Source organism: Pseudomonas sp. SWRI51 (assembly GCF_014268825.1).
Taxonomy (GTDB): domain Bacteria; phylum Pseudomonadota; class Gammaproteobacteria; order Pseudomonadales; family Pseudomonadaceae; genus Aquipseudomonas; species Aquipseudomonas farsensis.
Map to the genome: position 1 here is coordinate 1 of NZ_JABWRG010000023.1, position 13,648 is coordinate 13,648.

Genomic DNA, 13,648 nt, shown 5'->3' on the forward strand with positions numbered 1-13,648 from the left:
GCGCAGCAGCCCTGAAAACCCAAGGGGCTGCTGCGCAGCCCAACGCGGGGCAAGCCCGCTCGCCACAAGGAGATATGCCTGGCGAAAACAGGGTTGTACAAAACCATAGAATCTCCCACAAGGGCGGCTCACTGCCACACCATCGAGGTCTGGCCCAGATACCTGTGGGAGCTGGCGCCAGCCTGCGATGAGGCCAGCACAGGCTTGTACAAAACCATGAAATCTCAAGCGCCGCCTCAGAAGTCCCAGCGCGTGGTGACCATGAAGTTACGCGGTTCACCGTAGATGGCCGAGTTATAGAACCCGACATTGGTGTAGTAGTACTTGTCGAAGATGTTGTTGACGTTGAGCGTGGCCGACAGGTTCTTGGTGATCTGATAGCGGCTCATCAGGTCCACCACCCAGTAGGACTCCTGGGTGACGTCCTCGTTAACGCCCTTGGGGTTGTTCCAGATCTGTTGCCAGGCTTTGTTCTGCCAGCGTGCGCCACCACCGACGGTGAGTTTGTCCAGGTTTCCACTGAGCTTGTAGGTGGTATAGACGCTCATCTGGTCTTCAGGCTCGAAGGTGGACAGCTTGATACCGTTGCTGTCGCGCACCACTTTGTGGGTGTAGCCGCCTTGTACCTGCCAACCGGGGGCCAACTCGCCGGACATTTCCAGCTCGTAGCCCTTGGTGGTCGCCTTGCTGCCCTTGAACGCGTAGTTGGGCGGGGTCGGCGTCTGGTTGTTGAAGGCATCGTCCGGCACCGAGCGGTTGCTTTCCTTGACCTCGAAGTACGCCAGGCTCGCGTTCAGGCGGCCGTCGAAGAATTCGCTCTTGATGCCGACTTCGTAGTTCTCGCCTTCATCCGGCTCGATCAGCTTGTTGTCGCGGTCGCGGTTGTAGTTTTCCTGGGGCATGAACACGTCGGTGTAGCTGGCGTATACCGAGAAGTTCTCGTTCAAATCGTAAATGGCGCCCGCATAAGGGATGAAACGCCCGGATTCGGTATAGCTCGGGGTCAGGCCGGTCAGGCTGTAATTGACCACGCGGCCGCCCAGCAGCACGTTGAGGTCGTCGGTGACGTTCAGGCGGGTGGTGAGGTACACGCCGGTCTGGCGGATGACGTCGTCGGTGCGCTGCGACACCGGGCCCCAGTCGGGCCTGGGCAGGTTGCCGTGCCAGTTGTTGTAGTCCACACGGTTGGGGACCGAGAAGGTTTCGTCCCAGTAGCCCTTGCCATCCCAGTGGGCCTTGCTGATCGAGCCGCCAAGCACCAGGTCGTGCTCGCGGCCGAGCATGCTGAATGGGCCACTCACGTACAGGTCGGCCGAATCGCTGGTGGTGTCGCCTTTATAGCGTTGCGCGTTGATCTCGGCGCTGCCGTCGGGCAGCGGCTGGTCGAACTGGATGGCGCCCATCTGCGCATCGTAGCCGTTGTACTTGTGGTCCAGTTGCAGCTTGGTGACCCAACCATCGCCCATCTGGTGCTCAAGCGTGGCGAACACCGTGCGGGTGTACTGCTGCCAACTGCTCCAGTCGGTGGCGTTGCTGAACGAGCGCTTGGCATCGTTGCGCTCGCCCCTGGAGTTGAGCAGCGGGAAGCTGCCCGACCAGGTGGAACCCTTGGGGTCGTTGTTCTGGTAATCGGCGCCCACGGTCAGCATCGTGTCGGGGGACAGGTCGAATTCGAGAATGCCGTAGAACACCGAGTTCTCGCTCGAATAGCGGTCGATGAACGAGTGCTTGTCCTGGTAGGCCACCACTGCCCTGCCGCGGACGTTGCCGGTTTCGGTCAGCGGGCCGCTCACATCCAGTTCGCTGCGGTAGTTGTCCCAGGAGCCCGCGCCCAAGGTGGCATGGCCCTGGAAGTCGGCAGTGGGCTTCTTGCGCACCAGGTTGATGGTGCCCCCCAGCGAGCCTGCGCCGCTCAGCAGGCCGGATGCGCCCTTGAGCACTTCGATACGGTCGTAGATGGCCATGTCGCTAAGGGTGTTGCCCGCCGAATAGGCGACGTTGCGCACGGCCGAGGGAATGCCGTCGTACTGGAAGTTGTTGATCGAGAAACCGCGGGAATAGTAGTTGGTGCGGTCGGTGTCATAGGCCGACACGGTAATGCCCGGCGTGTGGCGCATCACCGCGTCGACGCTGTTGAGGGCAAAGTCATCCATGTGCTGGCGGGTAACCACGCTGATCGACTGCGGGGTTTGCCTGGGCGTGAGTACCAGCCGGGTGGCCGTGGCGATGGTGCCGGGCGTGTAGGAGCCGGTGCCCTCGGTGACCGTGCCCAGCTGGTTGCTGATGACGTTGGTTGCACTGAGCTCCACGGCGCCAGCGCTATCGGCGACGGGCTCAAGCGAATAGTTGCCGCCGTTATCCAGAGCCTGAAGGCCGGTACCGGCCAGCAGCACGGCCAAGCCATCGGTAACGGAATGGCTGCCATTGAGCCCGGCGCTGCGCTTGCCGGCAGTGAGCTGGGCATCGACCGACAGCAGGATGCCGGCCTCACTCGCAAAGCGGTTCAGCGCCTGGTCCAGGTTGCCGGCGGGGATGGCGTAGCTGCGCGATTGCTCACTGGCGCTGGCCTGCGCCGCAGGCAGTGCGAGCAACAGCGGGCCGCTGCAGAGCAAACCGGCAAACAGGGCGTGACGAACCGCATGGCTCAGTTGAGAAATGGATGTCGTGGGCAGATACGGCACTCTGAATGTTCCTCTTGAGAATGCTTCTTGGTTGGATTCAAGAGGTATCCCGAGCGAGTCGGCAAAACCGACAAGGGTGGCTGAATTTTTTTTGTAATACCGATGGCTACGCCTGTCAGGCCGCGCTGACGGTGGCCCATAAGCGGGTCAGGCGGTGCACTTTCACCGGCAGCGACTGCTCCAGCGCCAACAGCACGCGGTCGGTGTCTGCCAAGGGGAAAACGCCCGTCAGCGGCAGGCCTGCCACGGCCGGGTCGCAGCGCAACAGGCCGGGGCGATGGCGAGCGAGTTGCTCGACGAACTCGCCCAGCGGCGTGCGTTCGGCGATCAGGCGGCCATCCTGCCAGGCGATGGCGTTGGGGTTGGCCTGCACGACGGCACCGACCTGGTTTGCATCAAACCCGCAACCTTGCCCGGCATGCAGGCGCATGGCCCGAGCATGCCTCGGGCGCAACTCGAGTTCGCCTTCGAATAGCTCGACCTGGCACCGCTCGCCATGCTGATACACCGAAAAGCGCGTGCCCAACGCCTGGATTTCGCCGGCTGCGGTGTCCACGATCAACGGGCGTTGTGCGGCGTCTTGCCCGCTGTCCAGCAGCAACTCCCCTGCTAGCAGGCGAATGCGCCGTTCGCTTGCGCTGAACAGGATATCGACCGCGGTGCCGCTGTTCAGGCTTAGCCGGCTGCCATCGGCCAGGGTGTGCTGAAGGCGTTCGCCGGTGCCGCTGCGCAGGTCTGCCATCGCCTCGCGCCAGGGCAGTTGCGATTGCACGAGGTAGCCGCTGCCGCCCACCAACAACAATGTACCGAGCAGTTTCAGCGCCTGCCGGCGGCGCGCATCGGGCTGCTCGCGCAGCACCGCCAGGGCGGTACCGGTTGGCACACCGCTCAGGGTACTTTGCAATTGCTCAAGGCGCAGCCATGCGCGCTCATGCTCTGGGTCGGCAGCGCGCCATTCGACGAAGCGCCGCAGTTGCTCGCTGTTCAGCTCGCCTCCCCAGTGCAGCATCAACCAGTGGCTGGCCTGCTCGATGATGGTTGCGGCAATGGGCACTTCGCTTTTCATTCGGCGTACAACACCTGATAGCAGGCGGTGATGGCACGCAGCATGTACTTTTGCACCGAGCTGACGCTGACCTGCAGCCGCTCGGCAATCTGCGGATAGGTCAGCCCTTCGAACTGCGACAGCAAAAACGCCTCACGTACCTTGACCGGCATGCTGTCGAGCATGGCATCGATCTGCATCAAGGTTTCGATAACGATGGCCCGGGCTTCCAGCGACGGGGTTTCTGGCTCAGGCAGCGCGGCCAGGCTGTCGAGGTAGGCTTGCTTGATACGCTGGCGGCGCCATTGGTCGATGACCAGGTTACGGGCGATCTGCGCCAGGAACCGACGCCCATCGCCCTGCTCCGGCATGCGGCGCGTGACCAGCAAGCGCAGGAAGGTGTCCTGGGCAATATCCGCCGCTCGCTCGCGGTCACCCAGGCGCACGCGCAGCCAGCCCTGCAACCAGCCATGGTGGTCACGATAAAGGCTATTGAGGGGGTGCGAGGTGGCGTCAGGGGGCACTGTGCTTTCCCAGGAATGAGCTGCGGATAGGAATCAGTTGCGATTGTAGAGTGGGAGCGTGACTTTGGGAACAGATGCAGGGCGGTGGCCAGTTCTATCCCGACAATCAGTCGGTCAGGAGCGCTGTGATTTGACGAAGATGCCTCCACCAAGGCCCCTTGCTAAACTCGCCGCCCTGGATACCGAGAAGCCGCAATGAAATGGACCACAGCAGTGCTCGCTGTCGCTCTCTCGCTGGGCGGGTGCGCGGGTAGCAAACAAACCTGGCAAGCGACTTGTTCGACGGACGCGTCCACCCACCAGACGACCCTGATGGTCAGCCCTGTCGATATAGAAAGTACAAGCTGGATGCTCCCCAGGCCGGTGTACTACTTCCCGGTGATTCGCAAGGAAGGGAATGAGCTGCTGGTTGGGGTGATGTCCGCCGGCAGGGCCAGGCTGCCGGTAGGTACCGTGCAACTGATGGTCGACCAGCACGAGGCCTGGACCATCACCCCGCAGGAGAACCCGGTGAGCCTGTCGCCGGTGGTGTTCTCGAAGGGTGGGGCTGACTCGCAGGGCGCCGCTTCGCAAATGATGGCCCCCTACACATTGGCCTCCGGCGATAAAGCGAAGCGGATCATCCGTGAGCTTGCGGCTGGGCAGACGCTGCGCTACCGCATTGGGGCTATCGATCAAGCGGGTGCGACAACAGGCGAAGCGGTTATCGATCGCTCGTTCGCCCAGGCGCTTCGGGCGATCGGCGTTGATGCCGAGCCCCTGCTACCCGAACCAGCCACTCAACCACGCTGCGCCCAGCGCCACTAGCGCGGTATTGAGACAGACCAGCATGAAGCCGAACCTGACCAGTTCGCCTTCCTCCTTGGCGTGGGTTTTAGCAAGCCCAAGGATCAGCATCACCACCGACAGCGAGCCCAGTGCTGCATGCCCTGCCGCGCTGTTCTGAACGGCCGCCAGCAATAGCCGAGAGGATTCGGGCAGCATCGCGATGGCCGGCATGAAGATCGCGTTGCCGCCGACATTCGACCCGGTCATATAGCCTGACAGCGCGCCAAACACGGCAACCAGCGACGTCGCCGCGGTGGGCGACAGGCCCGCCAGCAGTTGCATCAAACCCGCAAGAAAACCTGCCTTCACCATCATCTGCGACATGGCGAGAAAGAAGAAAATGGTCAGCAATGGCCGTTTCGCCCGCGCCAGCAGCGCAGCAGGCAAGTTGGCCTCGTGGGCTGTGTCGCGTTGTGTGTTGCGCGTGTAAAACCTTAGCCAGATCAGCACCAGAACCAGTGCCAGGCCGGGTGAGGCGAGTGGTTTCCAGGTGACCTGGGCACCCTGTACAACCCAGTGATCTGGCCAGGAGGTAGTCGTCCACAGCACCTTCAACCCGACAATGCAGACAATCAGCACCAGGTACGGCCATGCCTGACGAGGCCATTGCACCGCCCCGCTCCCGCTGTCGTTGCGGTGCAGGCGCCACAGCCCCGCCGCGAGTACCGCTGCTGCCGTCACCAGGCCCGCAGCAACGCCGGCCACTTCCGGCCCCAGCCAACGGCTGGCACCGTAGAGCACGCCCGCAAACAGCAGCCAGAACGCGCCCAACGCCAGCCATTCGCGCATGTTACGAACGCCTGCAAGAAAGAGCGCGGTTGCACTCAGTGCCAAAAATACCGGTGCGCTGGTCAGTGCCGAGGTTGATGCCAGCGCAGAGGCGTCCAGGTGAACCAACGAAGCACCAATCACCGATGCCAGGCCCAGCGTTCCCCACGGCATGATCGCCATACCGGTCAGCGCTATGCGTAGCGCCACCCGGCGTTCGAAGAGGCTGAGCAGCAGCGGCACCGTAGCGATCAATGACACGCCGAAACCGGTCATCGCTTCGAGCAACGGCGCCAGCCCAAGGACGATGAACACTACTTGATCGCCGCGTCCAAGCCCCAGTGAGCGCACCCACTGGCTAAGCGCAAGGTTGACGCCCATACGCTCGATGAAAATCACGAAAACCAGCCCTGGAACGATCACGAACGCCGTACTTGCAAACAGCACGGCGGTGTCTTGCGCGGCGGCCAGCATACTGCCCAGGCGCCACGCATCGGCAGCACCGGCAAACCACAGCACCATGACCAACACAGTGCCTGCCATAGCGGCGTGGACCGGCGGCCTACGCAGCACGACGAGCATGGCTGTAACCAACAGGACAGGGGAAAGATGGAACAGTGCGAGCATGCCGATAATATCCTGTGTGAATTCCAGACCCAGGCTGCGTATGCAGGCTGCTGGCAAGATAATATTTCTCTGCCCTAGATAAAGGCGCGCAGTTTTCTGATAGTTTTCGAGAAAATTTCTCACGGGTTTGCTATGGCAAAGAAGGACGCTGCACCTGAATCCTTGGACAAATTCGACCGCGCCATCCTCGACCTCGTCCAGCGCGACAACACCCTGCCACTGCGCCTTATGGCCGAGCAGGTCAATCTTTCCACGGCCGCCGTTCAGCGCCGCATCAAGCGAATGGAAGAAGGCGGCGTGATCACCGGCAACGTAGCCATCGTCGACCCCACGGCTGTCGGGCGGCCGATCACGATCATTGTGGAAGTCATGGCAGAGCGCACCAGCATCGACGCGCTGGAGGCGATGAAGGCACACTTTGCGGTGCCCGAAGTTCAGCAGTGCTACTACGTCACCGGCGAAGTGGATTTCGTGCTGGTGTTAACCGTTGCCAGCATGAATGAATACCAGGCTTTGGCACGGCGATTGTTTGCCGAAAACGCCAACGTTACCTGGTTCAAGACAATCGTGGCGCTGGACCGGGTGAAGGTCGGGCTGGATGTGCCGAGCGGGGTTTAAGGCTCAAAGCGGCAAACTGCGACGAACCGTTATCGAACTGAAGCAAACATTTTGCATCCTTGTCGGCAGCCCAAGAGTTGCATATGATACTAAGTCTCATTTGCATCGATTCAGTGGCAACTCATGGCATCCGTCGACAGTGCTCAGCTCACGGCTCTTTACGAACAGCAACACCGCTGGCTGCGTGGGTGGCTGTGTCGGCAACTGAGCTGTTCACACCGCGCCGCTGATTTGATGCAGGACACCTTCATGCGCCTGTTGCTCAGCAAAGAGGCGGTTGAAGTCCGACAGCCCCGACCGTTTCTGGCCAAGGTGGCACGTAGCGTCCTGTCCAACCACTACCGCCGCGCACGCCTGGAAAAAGCCTATCTGGATGCGATCCAGGCGCAAGACGAAAACGTGCTGCCAGACCTGGCGACCCAAATGATTATTTTCGAGACACTGGTTCGGCTCGACGAAGCGCTCTGTAAATTGGATGTCGCCGTCAAAAAGGCCTTCCTGTGGTCGCAGCTGGATGGCCTCAGCCATGGGGAAATTGCCGAGCGGCTGGGTATTTCAATCGCTACCGTCAAACGCCACATCATCAAGGCAGGTGCGCAGTGCATGCTGGTGACGGACGCGCTGGAATGACGAGCACTGACAACGCTTTCACCCGAGAACCCGCGCTATCACCGAAAATGTGTGAGGAGGCGATGGCGTGGTGGCTCGATATGCAGGAAGCCAATTTCGATTCACCCGCACAGGCCGCTTTCATGGCATGGCGTGGTGAACACCCGTTGCATGAGTTGGCCTGGGAAAAAGCCTTGGCGCTGGCGGCGCAGCTAGACTCAGTGCGTACCCGAGGCGATCCAGACCTTGCCCGACAGGCCCTGTTGCATTCTTCTGAGAATGGGTTGAGCAGGCGACGGGCCGTCAAGGGCCTTGCCTTGCTGCTGACCACAAGCGCGGGTGCCTGGCTGGCCCGAGACAGCGAAGTGGTTTCGCGCTTGAGCGCCGATTACGCCACGGGCGTTGGCGAGCAGCGACGCGTCGCGCTGAACGCCAACCTGTCGTTTGATCTCAATACCCGCAGCGCGATAAATGTCCGTCATACCGATCATCGCTGGGACCTTCGATTGCTCAGCGGCGAGGTCCTGGTCGACACGGCTTTGAACCAGGCACTTGCCATCGACACCCCTCAGGTTCGTGCGCAGGCGGCCTCGGCGCGCTTCACGGTACGCCAATTGGACAATGGCTCGACTCAGTTGGCGGTCTATCGTGGCTCACTTCAGGTAATCCCGGCAAAAGCGAGCACGTGGACGTCCCTGCAGGCCGGACAATTGGCTCGGTTCGGGCCGCTCGGGCTGGTGGATCAGGCTGCACTGCAAGCCAACGCAGCAGCCTGGACAGAAGGCATGATCGTGGCCAACGGCCAACCGCTGCAGGCTTTTCTGGATGAACTGGGTCGGTATCGTCATGGGCATCTGGGGTGCGAGCGCGCATTGGCCAACCTGCCTGTATGGGGCACCTACCCGCTGGCAGACAGCGATCGAATCATCGATGCCATTGCCCAGACGTTGAAACTGGATGTGCAGCGTTTCACTCGCCTGTGGGTCAACTTCCGCGCCTTGCCGGCAACCGTGTGAGCTATTTTCGTCTTCGATGAGCCGTTTTGATTTCTGGCGAGACTTATAGGCCATACATCAAAAATCATCGGGAAACTTCACATGCATCACCGCAGTGTTTCGTACTACCCAACTTTGCTCGCCACCACAATTGGTTGTGCTACAGCGGTTCTTGTCGCCACATCATCGCCAGTGTGGGCCGCCACCGACAGCAGCGTGCAACATTACGAAATTCCCCCGGCGGCACTGGGCACTGCGCTCACCCAACTGGGTCAGCAAGCCCATTTGCTGCTGTCGTTTCCCAATGACCTGATTGCCGGGCAAATCAGCCCTGGCCTCAAGGGTGACTACACGGTCGATGGCGCCCTGGAAGCGCTGCTCGCGGGCAGCCAACTGGTTGCGGTTCGTCAACCCGATGGACGCTATATCCTCCAGCAAGCGCCAGCCTCTACCAGCCTGGAGCTCCAGAGCATATCCATTTCGGGCAAAGCGCCCGGGTCGACCACAGAGGGTACCGGGCTCTATACCACCTACTCCTCCAGCAGTTCGACCCGCCTGAACCTGACCCCCAAGGAGACCCCGCAGTCGCTGACCGTCATGACCCGCCAGCGCCTGGATGACCAGCGCCTGACCAATCTGAGCGATACCCTCGATGCCACACCGGGTGTCATCGTGTTGCGCGATGGGCTGGGGGCCGAATCCGACGGTTACTTCTCCCGGGGCTTCGAGATCCAGAACTTCGAAATCGACGGTGTGCCCACCGTCAAGCGCATGGACAATTACACCCAGAGCATGGCCATGTATGACCGAGTGGAGGTGGTGCGCGGTGCGACCGGCCTGATCAGCGGCCTGGGCAGCCCTTCAGCGACGATCAACCTGATCCGCAAGCGCCCGACGGCCGAAGCGCAGGCCAGCATCTCTGCGCAAGCCGGTAGTTGGGACCGCTACGGTACCGGCTTTGATGTATCTGGGCCGCTGACCGAAAGCGGCAATGTTCGCGGCCGCCTGGTTGCCGACTTCAACACCGAGCAGTCCTGGATCGACCGCTACAAGCAGGACTCGCAACTGATCTACGGCATTACCGAGTTTGACCTGACTGAAGACACGTTGCTGACCCTGGGTTTCAGCTATCAGCAAACGGACGTCGACTCCCCCATGCGCTCCGGCTTGCCGACCCGCTTCAGCGACGGCTCTCGCAGCGACCTCAAACGCTCGCTCAATTCGGCCCAGACCTGGTCTTACAATGACCATGTTCAAACCAGCTTTTTTACCTCGATCGAGCGGCAGTTCGCCAACGGCTGGAGCGGCAAGATCGAACTGACCCACTCCGAAAACAAGTTTGACGAGGTCTTCAACTACGTCAACGGCAGCCTCAACCCGGACGGAAGCGGTACCACACAGTTGCCAGTGCGCTTTTCCGGTACCCCGCGCCAGAACAACATCGATGCCTACCTGACCGGCCCATTCGGCCTGTTGGGGCGCGAGCACGAGTTGATTGCCGGCGTGACCTTGTCCCACTACTACGAGAACGTGCCAAGCTACGGCGGCTGGAAATACGACTATTCCGGCTCTGCGGCCGGCGCGATCGACAACCTGCTGAACTGGAACGGCGACTCCGTGAAACCTGAGTTCAACGTCACGGGCAAATCGTCTACCGACGAAAACCAATACGCGGCCTATCTCGCCACGCGCCTGCACGCCACCGATGATCTCAGTATCCTGCTGGGCAGCCGGTTGATCGACTGGCACCGTGACATCGAGGATAAACCCTACAACGCCGAGCAAACCAAGACCAAGGAGTCGGAAACCGGCGTCTACATCCCCTATGCTGGCGTGGTGTATGACCTCAACGATACGTGGTCGCTGTATGCCAGTTACACGAAAATCTTCAACCCCCAGTCGTCCTGGGTTCGCGACATCGACAACAAACCACTCGATCCGATGGAGGGCACCGGCTATGAAGTCGGTGTCAAGGGCAGCCACTTCGACGGCAGGCTGAATTCCAGCGTCGCGCTGTTCAAGATCGAGCAGGACAACCTGGCGATCTGGATCGATACCCCGGGCGGTAATACGTACAAGTCGGAACAGGGAACCACTACCAAAGGCGCTGAATTCACCCTGGACGGAGAGTTGGCCGAAGGCTGGCAGGCATCTGCCGGCTATGCCTATGCGGTCAGCACCGACGCTGACGACCAGCGTATCGTTACCAACCTGCCTCGCCACAGTCTCAAGACCTTCACCAGCTATCGCCTGCCGGGGGTTCTGGACAAGCTCACCGTTGGCGGCGGAGTCAACTGGCAGAGCAAAACCGGCACCGACCTGCACACCTTCACTCAAGGTAGCTACGCCGTCACCCACCTTATGGCTCGGTACGACTTCAACCAGCACTTGAGTGCGTCAGTCAATCTGAACAACGTGTTTGACCGTGAATACCTCAGCTATGCCGGCGACCACGGTATGTACGGTGCGCCAAGAAACATCATGACGGGTATCAAGTACAACTTCTGACGGTCGCACGCTTCGTGCTCGACTGGAACTATCGGTTTCAACCCCGTAGCAACGCCCGCAAATCCATGGGTGATCGGCATTACTGGGAATCGATGGCCCGGGAGCGTGCGCCTGTGGCGCTCGACTCCGGGTTTCCCGGCTGTTTGAGCCATACGGGGGCGATCAGGGCACTACTGATCGACAGCTTTGGGTCGGTAGCGGACCGTCACAATCGGCAGCGACCGCCCCATAGCAGTCCTTAGCGGAGGACAGCAATCGGCCAGAAGCGGACACGGCCATCCGCTTCCGGAAAGGCTTTTAGGCCGAAGCAAGCTCGCTACTCTTGATGTTCGCTATAGGCCCTAAGATCGAGGCGTCAAACTCCACTAGAGCTTCCTTGCTGGCTAGCCGCCGAGGCAGATCTGGGTTCGCGAGCGCAGCCTTTCCGATTGCGATGATGTCAGCACCTTCCCCCATTACGGATGACGCGTGCTCAGGCGTGTGCAAGCCACCATTTGCAATCAACGCCACCTTCGGTGCGTGACGACGAGCGTGCGATACGAGGCTGTCATGGCTGGTTGGAAATGCTGGTTTCCAGGCTTCGAATTCCGTGACGTGAATGAAGTCGACTCCAGCATCACTGAGTGAGCCGAAGATGACTTCAGCAGCCTGCTCTCCATCGGCCCATTTGTGCTCGTAGTCATTTACCTTGCTCTGCGAGATTCGAACACCCATAGGCATAGCACCTACAGCCTTCCTTACCGCTTTGACGACTTCAAGGGTGAGGGATAGTCGAGCCTGTACGGGGCCACCCCAGCGGTCGTTACGTTGATTTGTGTAGTCCGTGAGGAATTGATCAAGCAGATATCCATTCGCGCCGTGGATTTCAATGCCGTCGAAATTGGCGGATTTGATTGCCAAGGTTGCAGCCTGTGCGAAGCCTTCGATGGCATCGGCAATATCTTCTTCGGTCATGGCTCGGGGTACGGAGTATTGACCCTCGCCATAGTAAAACTTCATCTGCTCTCCCTTCGGGCGCAGCGCTGAGGGGCCCGCCGAAACGTCGACAAAACGGTTTCCTTGGCTGAGAGCACCTGCGTGCATGATCTGGGCAAAAACTACCCCCTGGTGAGCGTGAATGCTGTCCGTAACCGTTCGCCAAGCCTTGGCCTGCTGGTCATCGGTAATACCGGGCTGGAAGGGGTAGCCCTGCGAGTGCTTCTGATCGGTGTAGATACCCTCTGTGATCACTAGGCCAAAGCCTCCTTGGGCGAAGCGCTCGTAATACTGGGCCATTTCCTGAGTCACGAGCCCCGTCTCGGTGGCGCTGACGCGTGTCATGGGCGCGACCGCCATGCGATTCGTCAAGGAGCAGCCGGAAATATCATATGGAGTTAGAATTCGTGAATTGAGCATCGTCAGTCTCGTTTGTGTTTTCTGCCGAGTAAGGCTTTCCACAGAGGTTATGCAACAGCCGAGACAATGAAAATTGGGCGTAATGGATAAAGCGCTTTATCACAAAGAGATATAAAGATGCAGATTTCGGACGTTGAGGTGTTTGCAGCCATTGCTGAAAGCGGCAATCTTTCGGGCGCAGCTCGGCGGCTAGGACTGTCTCCCATGGCCATATCGCGGCGGCTAGTTGCTCTTGAACGCGAGCTGGAGGTTCGGTTGGTACATCGGACCACTCGCTCGGTTTCGCTTACGCCTGAAGGGGAGATTTTCCTGCCATTCGCTAAGACGCTTCTTGACGCGAGCGAGGCGGCTAAAGCTACGTTAGGGACAAACGCAGGAACGGCCAGCGGTGTGTTGAAGGTGACGGCTCCGACAGTGTTCGGCCAGGCCGTCATCATGCCGCTCATTCCGCGTTTATTGGCTGAGCATCCTGCTCTGCAAATAGACCTCCACCTCTCGGACAGCATCCTAGACATCGTCAGCCTTGGAATCGACGTGGCTATAAGAATTGCGACCCTTCGCGATTCTGGCTTGGTTGCTCGTTCGCTGGCCCCCAATCCCCGCGTGCTGTGCGCAAGCCCCGCTTATTTAGAGCAGCACGGCGCGCCCACTACTTTTGCTGATCTACGCCAGCATCGTTGCATAGCACTTCACGGTATGCCGCATTGGCCTTTCGTCCAACGAGGGGAAACAGTTGGCTTTAAAGGTGAAGGCACGTTTACTGCGAATAGCGTCGAAGCGGTGCGCACCGCGAGCAAACAAGGGTTGGGGCTAGCAATGCTCACGTACTGGGATGTTCGTGACGATCTTGAGAGTAACAGCTTGCGGCTGGTGGAGCTGAAGGATGCAACTCCCGAACAACTTTTTATTACGGCTGTGCTTCCAACTCGGCAACAGGTGCCACATCGTGTGCGTGTCTTCCTCGACCAGCTAGAGGCATCTCTTGGCAGTCAGACGTGACCGCTATTGGCTGATTGCTGCTCCGAACGAAGGGCAGCTTTGGGTCGTAAG

At 60.1% G+C, this 13,648-nt stretch carries 11 protein-coding genes; 6 read left to right on the plus strand and 5 right to left on the minus strand.

Annotation, left to right across the window (positions count from 1 at the left end):
- Window positions 1-236: 236 nt before the first annotated feature.
- From HU720_RS09980 to HU720_RS09990, 3 genes are all read right to left on the minus strand, one after another.
- Window positions 237-2,624 (minus strand): TonB-dependent siderophore receptor, encoded by a 2,388-nt coding sequence (locus HU720_RS09980; RefSeq protein ID WP_238337671.1) that lies wholly within the window; start codon window positions 2,622-2,624, stop codon window positions 237-239.
- A gap of 172 nt (window positions 2,625-2,796) precedes the next feature.
- A complete protein-coding gene (locus HU720_RS09985; RefSeq protein ID WP_186519628.1) occupies window positions 2,797-3,747 on the minus strand; it encodes a FecR domain-containing protein in 951 nt (316 codons plus the stop codon).
- Window positions 3,744-4,250, minus strand: a complete 507-nt coding sequence (locus HU720_RS09990) for a sigma-70 family RNA polymerase sigma factor (RefSeq protein WP_186519630.1) — start codon at window positions 4,248-4,250, stop codon at window positions 3,744-3,746. Before HU720_RS09990 ends, HU720_RS09985 begins: the two co-directional genes overlap by 4 nt.
- A gap of 195 nt (window positions 4,251-4,445) precedes the next feature.
- Here HU720_RS09990 and HU720_RS09995 point away from each other — a divergent pair, with 195 nt between their 5' ends.
- Window positions 4,446-5,057, plus strand: coding sequence for a hypothetical protein (locus HU720_RS09995; protein WP_186519632.1), 612 nt, complete (start codon window positions 4,446-4,448; stop codon window positions 5,055-5,057).
- On the opposite strand, the gene HU720_RS10000 is transcribed toward HU720_RS09995, so the two are convergent.
- Window positions 5,013-6,473, minus strand: a complete 1,461-nt coding sequence (locus HU720_RS10000) for an L-lactate permease (RefSeq protein ID WP_186519741.1) — start codon at window positions 6,471-6,473, stop codon at window positions 5,013-5,015. The two genes, HU720_RS09995 and HU720_RS10000, sit on opposite strands and share 45 nt — an antisense overlap.
- A 132-nt stretch (window positions 6,474-6,605) precedes the next feature.
- On the opposite strand from HU720_RS10000, the gene HU720_RS10005 reads away from it, so the two are divergent.
- The 4 genes from HU720_RS10005 (at window position 6,606) to HU720_RS10020 (ending at window position 11,203) form a co-directional block, all read left to right on the plus strand.
- Window positions 6,606-7,091 carry an Lrp/AsnC family transcriptional regulator gene (locus HU720_RS10005; RefSeq protein WP_186519634.1) on the plus strand — a complete coding sequence of 162 codons (486 nt, stop codon included), beginning with the start codon at window positions 6,606-6,608 and terminating at the stop codon, window positions 7,089-7,091.
- A gap of 123 nt (window positions 7,092-7,214) precedes the next feature.
- The gene (locus HU720_RS10010) at window positions 7,215-7,721 is read left to right on the plus strand and encodes a sigma-70 family RNA polymerase sigma factor (RefSeq protein WP_186519636.1); all 507 of its coding nucleotides are present in this window, start codon (window positions 7,215-7,217) and stop codon (window positions 7,719-7,721) included.
- Window positions 7,718-8,716, plus strand: a complete 999-nt coding sequence (locus HU720_RS10015; protein WP_186519638.1) for a FecR domain-containing protein — start codon at window positions 7,718-7,720, stop codon at window positions 8,714-8,716. Before HU720_RS10010 ends, HU720_RS10015 begins: the two co-directional genes overlap by 4 nt.
- An 81-nt stretch (window positions 8,717-8,797) precedes the next feature.
- Window positions 8,798-11,203: a TonB-dependent receptor gene (locus HU720_RS10020; RefSeq protein ID WP_186519640.1), complete on the plus strand. Its 2,406-nt coding sequence runs from the start codon at window positions 8,798-8,800 to the stop codon at window positions 11,201-11,203.
- 297 nt (window positions 11,204-11,500) lie between these two features.
- Here the strand turns inward: HU720_RS10020 and HU720_RS10025 are convergent, their stop codons facing one another.
- Window positions 11,501-12,598, minus strand: a complete 1,098-nt coding sequence (locus HU720_RS10025; protein WP_186519642.1) for an NADH:flavin oxidoreductase — start codon at window positions 12,596-12,598, stop codon at window positions 11,501-11,503.
- A gap of 117 nt (window positions 12,599-12,715) precedes the next feature.
- Here HU720_RS10025 and HU720_RS10030 point away from each other — a divergent pair, with 117 nt between their 5' ends.
- A complete protein-coding gene (locus HU720_RS10030) occupies window positions 12,716-13,597 on the plus strand; it encodes a LysR family transcriptional regulator (RefSeq protein WP_186519644.1) in 882 nt (293 codons plus the stop codon).
- The last annotated feature ends 51 nt before the right edge of the window (window positions 13,598-13,648 follow it).

Excerpts from the sequence above, each read along its gene's own strand:
- HU720_RS09985 (WP_186519628.1), bottom strand. The coding sequence starts at position 3,747 with ATGAAAAGCGAAGTGCCCATTGCCGCAACCATCATCGAGCAGGCCAGC.
- HU720_RS09995 (WP_186519632.1), top strand. The coding sequence starts at position 4,446 with ATGAAATGGACCACAGCAGTGCTCGCTGTCGCTCTCTCGCTGGGCGGG.
- HU720_RS10000 (WP_186519741.1), bottom strand. The coding sequence starts at position 6,473 with ATGCTCGCACTGTTCCATCTTTCCCCTGTCCTGTTGGTTACAGCCATG.
- HU720_RS10005 (WP_186519634.1), top strand. The coding sequence starts at position 6,606 with ATGGCAAAGAAGGACGCTGCACCTGAATCCTTGGACAAATTCGACCGC.
- HU720_RS10010 (WP_186519636.1), top strand. The coding sequence starts at position 7,215 with ATGGCATCCGTCGACAGTGCTCAGCTCACGGCTCTTTACGAACAGCAA.
- HU720_RS10015 (WP_186519638.1), top strand. The coding sequence starts at position 7,718 with ATGACGAGCACTGACAACGCTTTCACCCGAGAACCCGCGCTATCACCG.
- HU720_RS10020 (WP_186519640.1), top strand. The coding sequence starts at position 8,798 with ATGCATCACCGCAGTGTTTCGTACTACCCAACTTTGCTCGCCACCACA.
- HU720_RS10025 (WP_186519642.1), bottom strand. The coding sequence starts at position 12,598 with ATGCTCAATTCACGAATTCTAACTCCATATGATATTTCCGGCTGCTCC.
- HU720_RS10030 (WP_186519644.1), top strand. The coding sequence starts at position 12,716 with ATGCAGATTTCGGACGTTGAGGTGTTTGCAGCCATTGCTGAAAGCGGC.